This window comes from Peribacillus sp. NPDC096540 (assembly GCF_050278525.1).
In the GTDB taxonomy this organism is placed as follows: domain Bacteria; phylum Bacillota; class Bacilli; order Bacillales; family DSM-1321; genus Peribacillus.
In genome coordinates, this window is the sequence record NZ_JBNNTG010000015.1 from 22,021 (window position 1) to 38,349 (window position 16,329).

Annotated in this window: 16 protein-coding genes; 4 read left to right on the plus strand and 12 right to left on the minus strand. The window is 37.2% G+C overall.

Annotated elements, in window-relative coordinates; all coding sequences use genetic code 11:
* Positions 1–180: 180 nt before the first annotated feature.
* Positions 181–507 carry an antibiotic biosynthesis monooxygenase family protein gene (locus tag ACQKMR_RS14315; RefSeq protein WP_427697887.1) on the plus strand — a complete coding sequence of 109 codons (327 nt, stop codon included), beginning with the start codon at positions 181–183 and terminating at the stop codon, positions 505–507.
* A gap of 406 nt (positions 508–913) precedes the next feature.
* Here ACQKMR_RS14315 and ACQKMR_RS14320 read toward each other — a convergent pair whose 3' ends face one another.
* From ACQKMR_RS14320 to ACQKMR_RS14360, 9 genes are all read right to left on the minus strand, one after another.
* Positions 914–2,329 carry a SpoVR family protein gene (locus ACQKMR_RS14320; RefSeq protein WP_427697888.1) on the minus strand — a complete coding sequence of 472 codons (1,416 nt, stop codon included), beginning with the start codon at positions 2,327–2,329 and terminating at the stop codon, positions 914–916.
* Between the two features lie 201 nt (positions 2,330–2,530).
* Positions 2,531–3,610: a YkvI family membrane protein gene (locus tag ACQKMR_RS14325; RefSeq protein ID WP_427697889.1), complete on the minus strand. Its 1,080-nt coding sequence runs from the start codon at positions 3,608–3,610 to the stop codon at positions 2,531–2,533.
* 164 nt (positions 3,611–3,774) lie between these two features.
* Positions 3,775–4,884: an o-succinylbenzoate synthase gene (gene menC, locus ACQKMR_RS14330; protein ID WP_427697890.1), complete on the minus strand. Its 1,110-nt coding sequence runs from the start codon at positions 4,882–4,884 to the stop codon at positions 3,775–3,777.
* A gap of 13 nt (positions 4,885–4,897) precedes the next feature.
* Positions 4,898–5,692, minus strand: a complete 795-nt coding sequence (locus ACQKMR_RS14335; protein WP_427697891.1) for a GNAT family N-acetyltransferase — start codon at positions 5,690–5,692, stop codon at positions 4,898–4,900.
* Positions 5,685–6,839 carry a M20 peptidase aminoacylase family protein gene (locus tag ACQKMR_RS14340; RefSeq protein WP_427697892.1) on the minus strand — a complete coding sequence of 385 codons (1,155 nt, stop codon included), beginning with the start codon at positions 6,837–6,839 and terminating at the stop codon, positions 5,685–5,687. Before ACQKMR_RS14340 ends, ACQKMR_RS14335 begins: the two co-directional genes overlap by 8 nt.
* Before the next feature lie 21 nt (positions 6,840–6,860).
* Positions 6,861–7,703 (minus strand): MurR/RpiR family transcriptional regulator, encoded by an 843-nt coding sequence (locus ACQKMR_RS14345; protein WP_427697893.1) that lies wholly within the window; start codon positions 7,701–7,703, stop codon positions 6,861–6,863.
* A 204-nt stretch (positions 7,704–7,907) separates the two neighbouring features.
* Positions 7,908–8,789 (minus strand): radical SAM/SPASM domain-containing protein, encoded by an 882-nt coding sequence (locus ACQKMR_RS14350; protein WP_427697894.1) that lies wholly within the window; start codon positions 8,787–8,789, stop codon positions 7,908–7,910.
* A 385-nt stretch (positions 8,790–9,174) separates the two neighbouring features.
* Complete coding sequence (locus ACQKMR_RS14355; protein ID WP_427697895.1) at positions 9,175–9,495, minus strand: DUF3889 domain-containing protein; 321 nt, start codon at positions 9,493–9,495, stop codon at positions 9,175–9,177.
* 48 nt (positions 9,496–9,543) lie between these two features.
* A complete protein-coding gene (locus ACQKMR_RS14360) occupies positions 9,544–10,512 on the minus strand; it encodes a M14 family zinc carboxypeptidase (protein WP_427697896.1) in 969 nt (322 codons plus the stop codon).
* 128 nt (positions 10,513–10,640) lie between these two features.
* Between ACQKMR_RS14360 and ACQKMR_RS14365 the strand changes: the two genes are divergently transcribed.
* Positions 10,641–10,883: a YhdB family protein gene (locus ACQKMR_RS14365; protein WP_427697897.1), complete on the plus strand. Its 243-nt coding sequence runs from the start codon at positions 10,641–10,643 to the stop codon at positions 10,881–10,883.
* Between the two features lie 120 nt (positions 10,884–11,003).
* Here ACQKMR_RS14365 and ACQKMR_RS14370 read toward each other — a convergent pair whose 3' ends face one another.
* The 3 genes from ACQKMR_RS14370 to ACQKMR_RS14380 form a co-directional block, all read right to left on the minus strand.
* The gene (locus ACQKMR_RS14370) at positions 11,004–11,531 is read right to left on the minus strand and encodes an NADPH-dependent FMN reductase (RefSeq protein WP_427697898.1); all 528 of its coding nucleotides are present in this window, start codon (positions 11,529–11,531) and stop codon (positions 11,004–11,006) included.
* Positions 11,532–11,736: 205 nt separating this feature from the next.
* Positions 11,737–13,467, minus strand: a complete 1,731-nt coding sequence (locus ACQKMR_RS14375; RefSeq protein WP_427697899.1) for a phospho-sugar mutase — start codon at positions 13,465–13,467, stop codon at positions 11,737–11,739.
* 151 nt (positions 13,468–13,618) lie between these two features.
* Complete coding sequence (locus ACQKMR_RS14380; RefSeq protein ID WP_427697900.1) at positions 13,619–15,166, minus strand: GNAT family N-acetyltransferase; 1,548 nt, start codon at positions 15,164–15,166, stop codon at positions 13,619–13,621.
* Between the two features lie 185 nt (positions 15,167–15,351).
* On the opposite strand from ACQKMR_RS14380, the gene ACQKMR_RS14385 reads away from it, so the two are divergent.
* Both ACQKMR_RS14385 and ACQKMR_RS14390 read left to right on the plus strand, forming a co-directional pair.
* Positions 15,352–15,789 carry a disulfide oxidoreductase gene (locus tag ACQKMR_RS14385; protein WP_427697901.1) on the plus strand — a complete coding sequence of 146 codons (438 nt, stop codon included), beginning with the start codon at positions 15,352–15,354 and terminating at the stop codon, positions 15,787–15,789.
* Positions 15,789–16,259, plus strand: a complete 471-nt coding sequence (locus ACQKMR_RS14390; RefSeq protein WP_427697902.1) for a thioredoxin family protein — start codon at positions 15,789–15,791, stop codon at positions 16,257–16,259. Before ACQKMR_RS14385 ends, ACQKMR_RS14390 begins: the two co-directional genes overlap by 1 nt.
* Positions 16,260–16,329: the final 70 nt, after the last annotated feature.

Consider the following 16,329-nt stretch of genomic DNA (forward strand, 5'->3'; position numbering starts at 1 on the left):
GCATGACTTTGGCCAATTTAAGGCACATTGATTGTCTGGGAAATAGTATGTTCATTTGCTGTGGCAGTCTTTTTCTTATTCAACAAAGGGAGCAGGCTAGTTGAACAAAAAAACCGGAAATTATGTTAAAATTCAGAAGATATAAATGTCTCAAAATTCGATTTATTAGGAGGACAAAAAATGAATGGGATTGCAAAAACTCTTCAACCACCGTATTATGCAGTGATATTTTCTTCACAGCGAACTGAAGGTGACAAAGGTTATGGGAAAATGTCAGACAAAATGGAAGAGTTAGCTTCTCAACAGCAAGGTTTCTTAGGCGTAGAAAGTGCTCGTGATGAGGGGCTAGGAATCACTGTGTCATACTGGGAATCTCTAGATGCAATAAAGAATTGGAAGGAACATTCAGCACATAAAGTTGCACAAGACAGAGGTAAAACAGAATGGTATAAAAATTTCGCTGTTAGAGTTTGTAAAGTAGAGAGAGACAACCTTTTCGAAATATAATGATAAAATATTGCAGTTTATTTGGTGCTTTATCTCGATAAAGGAGGGTTGCTGAGGCACCCTTTTTATATTCAAAAGGACAGTCTTACAAATAACGTACTTATTTCTTTGAATTATTAAGAAAAAATAAGCAGGATTTGCGGAAAAGAATATGCGAATACCACGCAAAATGACAATCCAAAGATACTTAAAATATGAGATTTAAAGGTTGTAAAAGTAAAAAACAAATTTTTAAAAAATGGAACTGAAGAGTATAAACCTAAATGAATTCTCAATACGCTTGAATGTATTGGCAGGATTATTAAGTAACTTGGACACAGAGAAATCAAGTCACTTCATCAGTGTGGAAAGTATTGAATTTTGACTAAACAAAAAAACTGCCGATTACTCAGCAGTTTTTGCTTCCTTATAAATACTTCCGATGAATACTTTTTCCATCATAGGAAAACAGGACTTCTTTTCCTTCCATGACCGATTCCATATGCACAGAACGTCCCCAGAGCTGATGGATATACGGCATGACTTTTTCAAGATATTTCAGGTCCAGTTCAATACCCTCATACCAATGTTTTAAGTAAAGTTCACCATTCCGCATGTAGTCGCCGTCATTTACTGTGATATATGGGAACCCGCCGTTCACTCTCATACTGACGAGCTGATCGCGAACCTGCTCCCACGCTTTGTCGACAATTTTATAGTCCTTGCCCTGCTTCTGGAATAAATACATATCCTCCCGCATAACAAGGTCTTTCGTCAAATAATTGCGCAGAAAGGAAATATCCGATTCAATTTCCCTGACTTCGAACATCTTTTCCCTACCGGATCCAGGCTTAACGCCAAGTCTTATCATTTCTTCGGTTGGATTATCATAGCGTTCTTCAATATCTTCAAGCACCTTCAACCCAAGGTAATAAGGGTTTATGCTGGTTCGTGATGGTTGAACAACGCCTGCATTCAATTTGGCAAATTCAATCGCTTCACCTGAAGATAAATCCAATTCACGGATAATACGCTGATGCCAGTAGGATGCCCAGCCTTCGTTCATGATTTTCGTTTCGAGCTGTGGCCAGAAATACAGCATCTCTTCCCTAATCATTGTCATGATATCCCGCTGCCAATCTGCTAAATCCCTACTGTACTGTTCAATGAAAAGCATAATATCTTTCTCAGGCCTTGGAGGAAATTTCTTCCGAATTTTCTTGTTAGATTTCTCTGGCTTATCCCTACTATCAAGGTTCCATAAATCATCGTATTGAGTCGCTGCAGGCTTTATTTCCTCTTCTTCTTCCTCATCCTCCATCGTCCAGGCCAGCTTTGGTCTCATAAGTGACGGATCGATATGTTCTTCGATAGCCAAAAGGGCATCGAGGAATGTTTCTACTTCCTTTTTACCATGCAGAATTTCATATTCTCGAATTCTTTCTGCCGTGGCCGACATACTTTCTACCATATCTCTCTTTGTGTTATTGAAGCGGACATTATTTTTAAAGAAATCACAATGCGCCAAAACGTGGGCAACAATCAATTTATTTTGCACAAGTGAATTGGAGTCAAGAAGAAAAGCATAACAAGGATTAGAGTTAATAACCAGTTCATAAATCTTACTTAATCCAAAATCATACTGTAACTTCATTTTATGAAACTGCTTTCCAAAACTCCAATGAGAAAAACGAGTTGGCATCCCATATGCACCAAATGTATAAATAATTTCAGAAGGACAAATTTCATAACGCATCGGGTAAAAATCCAACCCGAACCCAGTTGCTATTTCTGTAATCTCACTAATGGCATATTCCAGAGCCTTTTGCTCCGCTCCATTCATCCGATATCCCCCTTGTCTTCCGCCTTTATCCTAATGTATGAAAAAAAGGCGGAAAAATGCCGTAATCACGTTTAAAGGTTCATCGTTAATAGAAAAAACATCCCCATAAAGCGAAGATGTTAGGAATATATTTAGAAATAAACTCTTTTTTCATTATTAATTAAATGAACGATATTGTAATCAGTTAAATCCCGTTCACTATTAATACTTTACGTAGTCTGCATTTACTGCTCTTTTTTTCGATTTTGAGCGAACCCAAGAAATAATAAGCGCTGCTATAATTACAAAACCTAAATATCCTGTAACTGGGTATACGGTTCCAACCAATTTAATGAATCCAACGAAACTAGCAAGGAAAGCCAGAATCCCTACAACAATTACTGAAATTTTGAAGTTTTTTGTTTCTGATGGAACAAATCTAGCAGTAAAAGCATAAAGCATTCCAACTGAAGTATTATAAATCATTCCTAAAAGGATGACTGATAGAATATAACCCAACCACGGAGCAATTTGATTTGCTAATAAAAGAGTGGGCATTCCTGCACCTTCAATGCCTTTTAAATCAGACAGCATTCCCATATTAATCAAGAATAATAAGATTCCTAAACCGATTCCACCTAAAATACCGCCCATACCTGCTTCTTTCTTATTCTTAAACGTACCACCCATTACGGCTAACATAGCAATTCCAGCAGCCACATTATAGGAAACATACAGTAATGAACCCATAATCCAATTTCCAGTTGCTGCTGTTTCTTTACTAGAGGAAGAAATGATCTCATTAAAACTAAGATCAGATGTAAAGAATGAGTAACCCGAAATAATTATCATGATGACAAATAAAAACGGTGTGACTGCACTAATGATAGACATAATTTTATTAACATTAAGTAAGAGAGTTCCAATGGTAAGAACTGTCATCACTACGGCTCCAACTACACTTGGAATACCAAATTGTTCTTCAAAAATAGTGCCAGAACCTGCAATCATAATGACAGTTACACCAAATAAGAAAAACGTAATCATAACATCAACCACTCTACCTAAATAATGACCACAAATATGATCGATTATACTTTTATGAGAGCGTGTTTGAAGGGCACAGCCCAACTGTGTAACCTGCATACCTAAAAAAGCAAATAATACAGTTGCTACTACAATTCCCAATACACTGTAGATTCCAAAGCTCGTAAAGAATTGCAATACTTCTTGTCCTGAAGCAAATCCTGCTCCGATGATGATTCCAATATATGCACCTGCAAGATTTACACTGTTTTTCATATGAATTCACCCCAATTAAATGATTATTCTGATAATTTAGTTTATACGAAACATTTCCCCATTCATTTCTACCCGTTTATTCTTTAATAGCATTCCAGCTTCAGCGTTTTGAAAAGGTTATTCAAATCGCTCGCGAAGCTGGAATGCTAAAACTGCTTAATTACTCATTTTGTATATCTTTTACTATAAGAAGTAAATTCATCTACAGTTGCGTAATCGACTTTAAAGCCAATACCAGCCGTCTTTGGAACAACAATAACTCCATCTTCCACTGTAACCTCTGGTTGAATGATGTCTTTATGCCAATAATTTGCCGATGCCGCTGTATCCCCAGGCATTGTGAAGTTATCAAGTGTTGTTAATGCGATATTATGGGCACGTCCGACACCAGATTCCAACATGCCTCCACACCAAACTGGTACATTTCGCTCTTTACATAAATCATGAATTTTCTTCGCTTCCGTTAGGCCGCCTACTCTGCCGATTTTGATATTAATAATTTTGCAACTTCCCAACTCAAGAGCTTTTCTAGCATCTTCTACGGAATGTATGCTCTCATCCAGGCAAATCGGTGTTTTGATTTGCGATTGTAATGTCGCATGATCCACAATATCATCAGATGACAAAGGCTGCTCAATCATCATTAAATCAAATTGATCGAGTTGTTTAAGTAACTCAATATCTTTCAAGCGATAGGCAGAGTTTGCATCTGCCATAATCGGTACATCAGGATATTTATTTCGCACTTCCCTGATTACATCTACATCCCAACCTGGTTGAATTTTGATTTTGATTCTTTTATAACCATCTTTCAATCCATTTTCAATTTTCTTAAGTAAATCAGCTACTGTTTCTTGTATTCCGATACTTATGCCTACATCGATTTTATTCAGTTGTCCGCCTAAAGCTGTACTTAATGGGATATTCTTTTCTTTTGCGTATAAATCCCAGATAGCTCCCTCGATTGCCGATTTTGCCATATTATTTTTACGTATATGTGAGAACATTTCCGATACCTCACTCGGATGTTCTAATTCTTTATCCAACACAAGCGGGATTAGAAAATCTTCCAGCATAGTCCAATTGGTTTTAATTGTTTCTTCGTTATACCAAGGAGCTCCAAACGCGACTGATTCAGCCCATCCTGATAGTCCCTCTTCATTTTTCACTTCCACTAGGATAAACTCTTTATCTACAAATGTTCCAAAACTAGTTGTAAATGGGGCAGTCAAATCCATATTCATATGACGTAAACGCACTTCTTTTATTTTCATCTCTATTCTCCTCTTATTCTGTTTTTTTTAATAAGTAGTTTTGGATGTTTTCACCTTGTTTTCGTTCAATTCCTACTACAACAAACCCTTTTGAAAAAAGCGTTTGGAATAGTTCACTTGTTTTTATACGCCAATCGATTGCAAGGGAAAGATTTTCTTTTTTTATTTTTTGAATTTCCGTTGGAATGGGTATAGCCACGACTTCCGCAGTTGTTTCCAAACTATAATCTTCGATGAACGGCAAGCCTTGCCTATTCATTTCCGTCGTTACGATATGCGTTGCTTTATCAGGAAGTTGCTCATCGCTCTCAGTTTCTTGCTTTAAATTCCATTCCACCATGAAACGATCAGTGGACAGCCCTTCATTAAGAACGCCTTTAAGCTCCCCATAACAATCTTCCATATATGTACGGCAAACCGCTTTTAGTTTACCGATATTCAAGTTTGCATTCACACTCTCCAATGGATCATATGTCCAGGTAATTAAATGATAACCTTTTTTGAGTGCCTCTTCTTTTTGTGCCAATTTAAGCAATCTACCGTATCCCTTCTTTTGATGGTCCGGATGGATAGCTAATAAATGTGAGCAAAGAAAAACCTTTCCATCCTTAAACCCCGGGAAACTGTATTGAAAACCTACTAATTGATTATTGATGTAACCACCTAAAACAATGCCACCGTTTTTGACTGCGGTAAGCGTCTGATGGGTAGGGACACAATCCATGCCCCATACGAGAATTTCAAGTTGCTGCACTTCTTGTAAATCTTCTAGAGTAGATAGTGATTTAATGATTAATTCATTAGTCATACCGTCGTTCCTCCTCTCCATATTTTTCAAAAGTCAGAATGATCGCTTTTGTTAAAATTTCAATTCCGGATAGCAAAGCTTCTTTATTGAATGTCATATTCGGATGATGTAGACCTGGTGTCAAATCACAGCCTAACCCAAGCATCGTAGCTTTGATTTCTGGTTTTTTTAATGTATAAAAATGAAAATCTTCTCCGCCAGTTGTAATAACAGGAGCTACCAAATTCTCTTTCCCTAGAGTATCTGCAATAGCTTCAGCCATTATATCTTGAGCTTGGTTGTTCACAATTGCAGCAGCTACATTTGCTCCCGACTCCAGATTAATTTCAACTCCATTTGCGACGGCCAAAGCTTCTGCAACTTTTTCCACTCTTTTGGTAAGGTCTTTCATTACTTCATTATCCTGAGCTCTTAAATCCAATGAAAATGTAGCTTTTCCTGGTATGATATTGGAACTTTCGCCACCTGCACAAAACTGTGTCATTTTTGCTGAATAAGGTATGGATGGATTGAGATGGATATTGTTTAATAATGTAACAAATGCTGCCCCTATTTCAATTGCATTTTGCCCTTGGTGCGGTCTAGCTCCATGTGCATCCGTCCCTACTATTTCTCCTTTAATAAACTGTGCAGCTCCATGAACAATTGCTGGTGCCGCCTGTCCATCCTTCACTTCCTCCGATGGCCTTAAGTGCACACCATAAAGAAAATCAACATCATCCATTACTTTTTCGTCAATCATCTTTAATGCACCCGTACCTTTTTCTTCAGCAGGTTGAAAAATGAATTTCAGTTTTCCATTGGGTTGAAAGTTCATTTCCTTCAATACCAGGAAGACACCAAGTGCTAAAGTCATATGCCCATCGTGTCCACAGGAATGATTGGCCTGAAACGAACCTTGCACTTCTTGCCAAAGTGCATCAATATCTGATCGTAATCCGACAGTGAAACTTCCATCCCCGATTTCTCCAATTACGCCCGTACAATCTTTAAATGTTTTCACAGAGCACTGATTTTCTTTTAAAACATTCGAAATAAATGCTGTTGTATTCACTTCATTCCAACTTGTTTCAGGATGAGTGTGAAAATGGTCAAATATATCAAAAATACGAGGTCTTAATTTTTCAATTGATTGTGTAATATCCATTTTTTTCTCCCCTTTTTTCTGTTAAAAGAAAAAATCATCATCTTGATTGAACGCATCATATATAGCCTTTCTTTCTTTAAATCCCTGCTCGTCTTTAATCGATACACCTGCTACTAAACTATTTAACAATGAGAATAGAACAGGTGCAGTATCGATAGTAGAAGTTCTAGGTGCTGAAATGGGCAATAAAACGTCTGTAAAGTCCGCAATTGGAGCCAATTCAGAATCGGTAACTCCGATTACAAATGCCCCCGCTTCTTTTGCCATTTCCGTAATTTTCACAGTTTCTTTCACATAACGATGAAATGAGATTGCTATAAAAACGGAATTTTCAGTTATTTTGTTTAGTTGTAAAAAAATATCATCTGTATCCGGTCTATATAAATGGACATCTTCCCTTACAAGTCTAAGCGTAAAAGTTAACCAATGCGCCGCTGAAAATGATAAACGATGTCCGGAAATTAATACTTGGTCGGCTGCCGCCAATTTATCGACTGATTTTGTAAAATCATCATTTGATAGATTTTTTATTGTTTTTTCGATACTGACGATATCTTTCTGCATTACTTGTGCCATGAAGTTTGGCTGATTCGCAACTTCTAGTTTAGAAGAATGATATTCATTCAGGCTGCTCTCGAATATTAGTTGATTACGAATAAGTTTTTGAAGTTCCGCAAATCCACTTAACCCTAACGAATAACAAAAGCGAATGATAGTTGTTTCACTCACCCCTATATCCTTCCCTAACTTTTGAGCTGAGCTTACTGCAAATGTATGTGAATGAACTAACAAGTATTTTGCTACCTTTTTTTGGCCAGTAGATAATCCAGGGAATACTTCTTTAACTTTTTGCTGCAAATCCATAAAACCTTCCCCTTACAAACAAAATATGAATCCAAAACTTTTTTTATTACTAAATGAAGTTTTTGCTTCATTTATAATAGACAATATTTTATCATGGGCATTTTAATAAAACAACAATATTCAGAATTTTTAATAAAAAACTAGATAAATATTAAACATTAGTCAAAAAAAACCACGAAGATTCTCCGTGGTTTTCACTACTTCTTATTTTTTATGACGCTTTGCATAGCCACATCGTTTACATAGTTCTTCTACTGCACATCTTCTCGAAAAACCATCATACATATTTTTAGCCCGTTCACCATTTATTATTTCTTCTAGAGATGATTCAAATATATTCCCCAGTGGAATTTTTCCTTCACTATCCAAACAGCAAGGAACAACTGTACCGTCCACTAAGATACCTAACTGGTCCCTTAGAGCATAACAGAAAATATTCTCATCGATAATGTCGCGGTCCAATTCTGGCCACTCAAATTTTTCAGCCATATTTATATAAACCCGGTCCTTCAGTTTAATATTATTCTTTTCCTGAAGAGCTTCACTTAATCGAATATCCAACGAAAGCTTCTCCTCCAACATACTGAGAATATCATCGTTTAGACCATTACTCGCCTTAAGCTCATCCGTATCCATATTCCATAAACGAATTGCGCAGATCATTTCACTTGTTTCGTTTGCCTCATTAATAAAGTCGGCAATATTACTCACATATGAGTCTAGACTATTACTCGTATCATTCGCTTCAAAGCTATGAAGTGAAATATTCACCTGACGAAGTGCCTTTTTCGACAGCAGCTTTTCTTTAACCTTTTGAATCAAAGTACCATTCGTTGTTATATTCACTTTCAGGTCATGTTCGGCACTAATATCCAAGAAAGTTCCTAAATCTTTATTTAAAAATGGTTCACCCATCAGGTGAAAATAAATATGATCGGTGTGTGGTTTGATTTTCTCAATAACATGAGTAAAACTATCTGGATCCATAAACTTCAGTGTCCTCTGCAAGCTAGAACTCGGACAAAAGTTACATTTCAAGTTACATATATTCGTAATTTCGACATAAACTTTCTTAAACTTTCTCATTATAAAATACCCCTAAAGTCATGCTATATTGTCAATCTGATACTAACTATACGTGTTAGCAGCCCATAAATGCAATGAAAAGTTAATTGTAGCGGTACTAAGTGTATAAATTAAAATCACAGATATGTAAATATATTCCATGTTTAATTTAGTTTACCAATGACCCTTTCTTTCAAGTTTCCAAAACTCAACGGATAGATCACCAGTTTCAGTCCATGATTCCTCATATTCCTGAGCCTCTTGCTCTGCACTTTTCATCCGATTTACCCTACTCTTCTGACATTTTCCAAAGGTGGGAAGGCGGAAAAATTTTTCATCGTTAATAGAAAAAACATCCTCAATAAGCGAAGATGTTAGGTAATATTAAAGTTTGGAATGAATTATTTTACTTATTCTTCTGTTCTGTGACCTTTAAACTAAGTAATTTTTCATTGGTAAGATCATGCTGGATTGCCACAATGACATTGAATTCATTGCCTTTCTCCGTGACTAAGAAACTAAAATCGTCTTCCACTTGATTTTTCCCTATTGTTTTTCTTCCCTTATATTCGTAATCAGTAATCTCAACTTCAGGGTAATCAGCCTGTACGACGGCGATTGCAATCTTTCCGTATTTTTCGTAATCTGGTTTTTGGGCATGTGTTGATATGGATCCAAATTGTAAAATTACCAGAAGTCCTAAAATCATCATGATGACTTTTTTCAAAACCATTTCCTCCTCATACATCCTATTAGTTTTATTATGTTAAATAGTTCATTTGTTATGCAACTTGTTTGCTTCTTTTGTAAGCATAATCCCAACTAACCTGTTCCGTTTCCATTCCTCAGGAAATACAGAAAATGGGGGATTGGTTTCATCCACCAAATAACTAAGCTCAATTGTCATTCCCGGGCGCTTGAACTCGGTAATGAACCAATCTGTAAATCCGCTGCCTACTGCCTCCTTTTCCGGAAAGGTCAGTTCATAACCTGTTAATTCTGCTGTTTTTTTCGCAATTCCATAGTCCCTCGCCATATTCTCTCGCTTATTTTGATAATGCCAGAAAATTTCCCGTCCGGATGTATGATAGGACACCGCAATAGTGGGATCGACTTTCTTCGTAAAATTCACAAGCGCTTTTACCTCTGTAGCTTCTAGCGGTTGTTCCCCTTTATAAAATTGATAAGTAGGTTTTTTTGCATCACTCACGACTTCTTCCCACCCAATCGGATATTGTCTGTTTAAATCAATCCCTTTTGCGTTAGCCTTCCACCGTGACCAATTCGTACTATATCGGTTCATTCTCCAGACCGCTGCTTTTTCAAGGAAATTTAAATTTGATAAATCTCCTTGTTGAATGCTGACTCCATCAGGATTCAGCATCGGGATAAACCAGATGCTCACTTCATCCAATAAACCGGAAGGAAACCCGCCTATCGGTTTGTCCGCTTGATATGCTGTGGCATAGTCTTTTAGCATTGTCATCAACAGGATGGAGCTTAGCCATTCTCGCCCATGATGGGAGCCTACTAGTAAGATGGATTTTTTCCCTTTCCCTAACTTGACGGCTTTTATATATTTTCCTTTTTCAGTCTTTCCAATTATTTGAACTTCAAATTTATACTGTTCCTGAATTTCTTGTAGGTCCTTTTCCATTTGTTCAGGTGAATACACCTGTTCTGCACGTGGTGCTTCAGGAAAAAAAAGAAGACCAATCAATCCTATTAACATTATCTTTCTCATGTTCTCACCTTTTATTTTTATTCAGGTAAAAAGCAACAACCGCGTTCCTTATACATCGCCACTTATTGTAAGTAAATGTTCTACCTAATCTGAACAAAATACAAATAGCTCCTAAGGAGGAGAACTACATGAAAATTGCGGATTATGATCAGGCTTTGTTTCACACACACCGCTCTGATTGGGACAGCCTGTTAGTATTAATGGTTCGTACGAAAGATCAATTTCTTTCGAAAAAAATAGAACATTTTTTACACGCTTATCGGTTTGAGCATGATTATCAAATTATTCAATCTCAACTGTATGCACTGCTTCGTTATTTGGATCATGCGGCAGAAAAGACAAGTGATTATTTAAGTGAACTCCCAAGCTAAAATCAACAATAGTTTTTGCAAAACGGGAAAATATATACAAGAAGATTAATTTCATGGGGATTTAACTTTGGAGTGGAAACCTAAAAAAGGGTCAGGTATTTTTTACCTGACCCACATTTATTATTTTTTCATTGTTGCATAAGCAGTTGCATACATTTTAAGATCTTCAATTAAGGCCTCGACAAGTAACGCTGGCTCTTCAGTTAAACCGTCATTTTCATAATCGAAGCAATGTGGATCAAGCACTAATTGTTTTGAAATCACATTTGCATATAGGCTGCGGCCCACTGTTCTCATAGAATTTAACGCATTAATCCCACCTTTACCACCGCCTGATACAGCTAGTAAAGCAACTGGTTTGTGTGTAAATTGATCACTGCTTAGAAAATCCAATGCATTTTTCAAAGCACCACTCATGGAACCATGATATTCCGGAGATGTCAAAATCACTCCATCCGCTTCTTCAATGCTTTTACGCAAATCTTGAATTACATTCAATTGATATTGCTCGCCTTCACCTGAGTATAAAGGAATCTCACTATTACTTAAATCGATTAGTTCTGCTCCGTATTGCTTGGAAATGAAGCGAGAGGCAATCCCTGTACGCCCTTGTTTACGCGGTGATCCATTAATGATGACTAATTTCATGTATAATACTCCTCCATTGTTTCTATTTGAATATTTCACCCTTGCCTTACTCTCTATTTCAGTATATCAAAACCGTCTAATAATTTCCTTGAATTTGAGACATTTATTCCACTAAGAGTATTCCAGCTTCATCTAATAAACAACTTTTACGCAAAAAAAAACGAAGGACTTCAAAGCCCTTCGTTTACTTTATCTTTTTATCACTTTAGACTAATGCTTCAATTTTTCCCATAAAGTCTGCTATAACAGCTGATAATTTAGCCTCTGATTCCGCCATCGTCTTGCCTTGGACACCGAAATAAAATTTAATTTTCGGTTCTGTACCTGAAGGACGAAGACATACCCATGTCCCATCTTTAAGGAAGTACTTCAATACGTTTGATTTCGGAAGCTCAATTAACTCTTCACTTTTTGAAGTTAGTGAATGCTTTTTACTGCTCTGATAGTCTTCCTCGACGACTACTTGGATGCCTGCGATTTGCGTTGGCGGGTTCTGACGGAATTGATCCAATATTCCTTGAATCTGTTTCGCTCCCTCAATTCCTTTTAACGTTAATGAACGCAACCCTTCCAGATAGAAGCCATATTTTTCAAAGACGTTCAATAAACCTTCATAAAGAGTCAATCCCTGCTTTTTGTAATAAGCACATACTTCGACAGCAAGCACCGCTGCTTGAATAGCATCTTTATCACGGGCAAAATCTTTAATTAAATATCCGTAGCTTTCTTCATATCCAAACAAAAAGCTGTGTTCGCCACTATTATTATATTGATTTATTTTCTCAGCAATAAATTTAAATCCGGTAAGTACATCCATCGTTTTTAAGCCAAAGGAATCTGCAATTGTCCGCCCGATTTCTGAAGTCACAATGGTTTTTAAGACAACTCCATTTTCAGGTAGCGTACCTTTTTCTTTTTTCTGAGCTAGTAAATAATCTAGAAAAAGTGCCCCTGTTTGATTTCCAGTCAGGACGACATATTGTCCCAATTTGTTCTTCACGGCAATCCCAAGTCGGTCCGCATCTGGGTCTGTCGCAATTAATAAGTCTGCTTCGACTTTATTTCCAAGCTCGATAGCCAATTCAAATGCTGCAGGTTCCTCCGGATTTGGAGATTTGACCGTTGAAAAGTCTGGATCCGGTAATTCCTGTTCCTTGACGATATGGACGTTCTGATAACCTAAACTCTTCAGGGCGCGTCGGACTGATTTATTTGCCGTACCATGAAGTGGCGTAAAGACTAGTGATACATCTATTTCCTCAGCAAGCTGTGGATTTTCAGGAACTGTGAGCAACTCTTTATTATAAGCTGCATCCAGCTCTTCTCCGATTATTTCAATGAGCCCTTGCTCTTTAAGATCTTTAGCTTCTTTAATTTGTATTTCAAGTTCACTTTCAATGGCATTCACGTAGCTAATCACTTGGTCAGCAGCTTCCGGAGGTAATTGTGCTCCATCTGATCCATAAACCTTGTAACCATTATATTCAGGTGGATTGTGACTCGCTGTGATGACAATCCCAGCAAATGCATTTAGCTTGCGAACAGCAAATGATAATTCAGGAGTTGGGCGTAATCCATCGAATAAATAAGCCTTTACGCCAAATGTAGCCAAGGTTTTAGCTGCTTCGAGTGCAAATTCCGGAGACTTATGTCTCGAATCATAAGCAATGACAGCACCTCTCCCTTTTGCCTCTTCCCCGAACGTTGAAATATATTGAGCCAATCCAGCCGTAGCCTTTCTTACAGTATAAATGTTCATTCGGTTGGTTCCTGCTCCAATTTCTCCACGCATGCCGCCTGTTCCGAATTCTAAATTCTTATAAAAGGCATCTTCGAGTTTAGCTTGATCCTGTTGCATCTCCTCAAGCAGGACACGTAATTCCCCATTTAAATTCTGATACCCTGCCCAAGTGGTGTATACTGATTTCCAGTCCATCTCTGACATCCCCTCTCAACGACTTTTTTTAAAAAACTTTTATGTATCTGCTTCTATAACAAAATTATCATATTTTTCCCAATAAATGAAGTAAAGGCTCGTAATGAAAAAAGCCACATCGAGCGTGGCTTTTTCATTACGAGCTAAATCTTTATTTTTCACCTTTTTGATAATGTAGTTTATAAATATCATGGCGTCTATCTTTTAATTGTCTTACGGTACCCGATTGTCGCTCACGGCGTAATATCTCTAAATCAACGTCACCAATCAGAACCATCTCAAGGTTCGGGCTTGTTTCCCCTACAATGCCGTCACGTGCAAATTCAAAATCCGACGGGGCGAAAATCCCTGATTGTGCATATTGGATATCCATATTTTCGGTTTGCGGCAGATTCCCGACAGTCCCAGAAATAACCGTATAAATTTGGTTTTCCACTGCACGGGCCTGAGCACAATAGCGAACGCGCAGATAGCCTTGTCGGTCTTCCGTACAAAATGGCGTAAAAATAATCTTAGCTCCCATATCAGTCGCAATCCGAGCAAGTTCCGGGAACTCAATATCATAACAAATTTGAATGGCGATCTTTCCACAGTCTGTATCAAAAACGCGTACACGGTCACCAGCATTGATGCCCCACCATTTTCTTTCATTCGGTGTAATATGAATTTTATATTGCTTTTCAATCGTCCCATCACGGCGGAATAAATAGGCGATATTATAGATATTATCATCGTCTTCTTTAACGAAATGTGAACCGCCTATTATATTAACGTTATACCTTACAGCTAACGTGGTAAACAATTCAATATACTGTTCCGTGAATTCGGACAGCTTTCTTACAGCCAAGCTCGGTGACCGTTCATTTAAGAAGGACATCAGTTGGGTAGTAAACAGTTCTGGGAATACGGCGAAATCCGCATTAGCATCCGAAGCAACATCAGTGAAATACTCAACTTGGTTGGCAAAATCCTCAAATGATTCGATTCGGCGCAACATGTATTGTACAACGCAAATCCGTACCGGTTCAGAAGTTTTATAATAACGTTTTGTGGTCGGCTGATAATCGACGTTATTCCACTCCATGAGCGTAGCATATTTATTGGATTGTAAATCATCCGGCAAATAATTAGGGTTTATCCTCATAAGCGTGAAGCCATTTAAAAGCTGAAACGATAAAACCGGATCATATATTTTATGTAATTGCACTTCTTTAACATATTCTCTTGGTAACAATTCATCCGCATGTTTATGGTAATTTGGAATCCTGCCACCAATAATGATACTTTTTAAGTTCAAATGGGCAACAAGTTCTTTTCTTGAATCATATAGCCTTTGACCGATCTTCATCCTACGGAATTTAGGATGGACCATAACCTCGATTCCATATAAATTATAACCGTCTGGATTATGATTCGTGATGTATCCATTATCGGTAACATCATCCCATGTATGGCGGTCATCATATTCGTCAAAATTAATAATGAGGCTTGAACATGAGCCAATTACTTTTCCATCATATTCAGCTACAAATTGGCCTTCAGGAAAAATTTCCAGATGACTTTCAAGCTGTTCGCGTTTCCATGGAACCATTCCAGGAAAGCAACTAGATTGCAAAGCAATTATTTCATTTATGTCTCCTAGCCTCATGTTACGAATTTCCATTATTTTCTCAAACTTGTGCAGGTCCAAATTGGGCATTTTCCTCAAACTCCTTTAAATCTCTTCATAAGAATTATACCCCTTATTCAAAAATTAAAACAACAGAACCTTCTGCGACCAAATATCTATTCTGAAGGCCCTTTAAAAAGAATATATATTTTACAGACCGCATCTATACATACTATAATTTTCATGAGAGAAAAAAGAGATAGGGAAGAGGATCAATGAACAATACAAAACGCAGTGGGGAGAACTTATTATTTATAGCCTGGGCTGCCTCCATCATCGCTATGCTTGGAAGCTTATATTTTTCTGAAATTAAGCAATATGAACCATGTATGCTTTGTTGGTATCAGCGGATTATCATGTATCCTTTTACAATCATTTTAGGAATTGCAATCATTCGAAAAGATTATTGGATCAGCTTCTATACAATGATATTATCTGCAATTGGTGCATTTATTTCAACTTATCATTATATGATACAAAAGGTTTCATTTTTTTCCGACAATACCTTTGCATGCGGAAGGGTTCCATGTACAGGACAATATATTAACGTTTTTGGTTTTATTACCATCCCTTTCCTAGCCTTAGCTGCATTTGTCATTATTTTCATATGCAGTTACATCGTATGGACAAGACCCAAGGAGGTTGCAGCTTAATGAAGAAAATGGTTATATTTTTAGTGATTATCGTCGCTCTTTTTGTCGTACTGGGCGTTTTGACAAACTTAAAAAAAGAAGAAAAATCAAAAGGAAATCCGTATGGCAAAGAGCATCTTAAATCCGCCACCGTCGATCAATTGGATGACCCAAATTATCAGAATCTGATCCTTCCCGAAGAATTAGAGAATGACCTTCAAGATAAAGAAGAAGTGACTGTTTATTTTTATAGTCCTACGTGCACTCCCTGTCAAAAAACTACGCCTATCGTAGCTCCTTTGGCTGAAGAAATGGGTATCGATCTCGTTCAATACAATTTATTGGAGTTTGAAAAAGGCTGGAGCGATTATGGCATCAAAAGCACGCCGACAATTGTTCATTATAAAAACGGGAAAGAACAAGAACGAATAGTTGGCTATAACGAAGAGGAAACCTTCAAAAAATGGTTTGAGGATAATGATATTAATTAAGGATAGAAAAAAAATGAGCCGGCTATAACGGGAAAAGTATTTCCGTTATAGCCGGCTCATTTTTAATGTT

Excerpts from the sequence above, each read along its gene's own strand:
- ACQKMR_RS14315 (WP_427697887.1), top strand. The coding sequence starts at position 181 with ATGAATGGGATTGCAAAAACTCTTCAACCACCGTATTATGCAGTGATA.
- ACQKMR_RS14380 (WP_427697900.1), bottom strand. The coding sequence starts at position 15,166 with ATGCCCAATTTGGACCTGCACAAGTTTGAGAAAATAATGGAAATTCGT.
- ACQKMR_RS14375 (WP_427697899.1), bottom strand. The coding sequence starts at position 13,467 with ATGGACTGGAAATCAGTATACACCACTTGGGCAGGGTATCAGAATTTA.
- ACQKMR_RS14345 (WP_427697893.1), bottom strand. The coding sequence starts at position 7,703 with ATGGATTTGCAGCAAAAAGTTAAAGAAGTATTCCCTGGATTATCTACT.
- ACQKMR_RS14390 (WP_427697902.1), top strand. The coding sequence starts at position 15,789 with ATGAAGAAAATGGTTATATTTTTAGTGATTATCGTCGCTCTTTTTGTC.
- ACQKMR_RS14385 (WP_427697901.1), top strand. The coding sequence starts at position 15,352 with ATGAACAATACAAAACGCAGTGGGGAGAACTTATTATTTATAGCCTGG.
- ACQKMR_RS14360 (WP_427697896.1), bottom strand. The coding sequence starts at position 10,512 with ATGAGAAAGATAATGTTAATAGGATTGATTGGTCTTCTTTTTTTTCCT.
- ACQKMR_RS14325 (WP_427697889.1), bottom strand. The coding sequence starts at position 3,610 with ATGAAAAACAGTGTAAATCTTGCAGGTGCATATATTGGAATCATCATC.
- ACQKMR_RS14320 (WP_427697888.1), bottom strand. The coding sequence starts at position 2,329 with ATGAATGGAGCGGAGCAAAAGGCTCTGGAATATGCCATTAGTGAGATT.
- ACQKMR_RS14370 (WP_427697898.1), bottom strand. The coding sequence starts at position 11,531 with ATGAAATTAGTCATCATTAATGGATCACCGCGTAAACAAGGGCGTACA.
- ACQKMR_RS14335 (WP_427697891.1), bottom strand. The coding sequence starts at position 5,692 with ATGACTAATGAATTAATCATTAAATCACTATCTACTCTAGAAGATTTA.
- menC (WP_427697890.1), bottom strand. The coding sequence starts at position 4,884 with ATGAAAATAAAAGAAGTGCGTTTACGTCATATGAATATGGATTTGACT.
- ACQKMR_RS14350 (WP_427697894.1), bottom strand. The coding sequence starts at position 8,789 with ATGAGAAAGTTTAAGAAAGTTTATGTCGAAATTACGAATATATGTAAC.
- ACQKMR_RS14340 (WP_427697892.1), bottom strand. The coding sequence starts at position 6,839 with ATGGATATTACACAATCAATTGAAAAATTAAGACCTCGTATTTTTGAT.
- ACQKMR_RS14365 (WP_427697897.1), top strand. The coding sequence starts at position 10,641 with ATGAAAATTGCGGATTATGATCAGGCTTTGTTTCACACACACCGCTCT.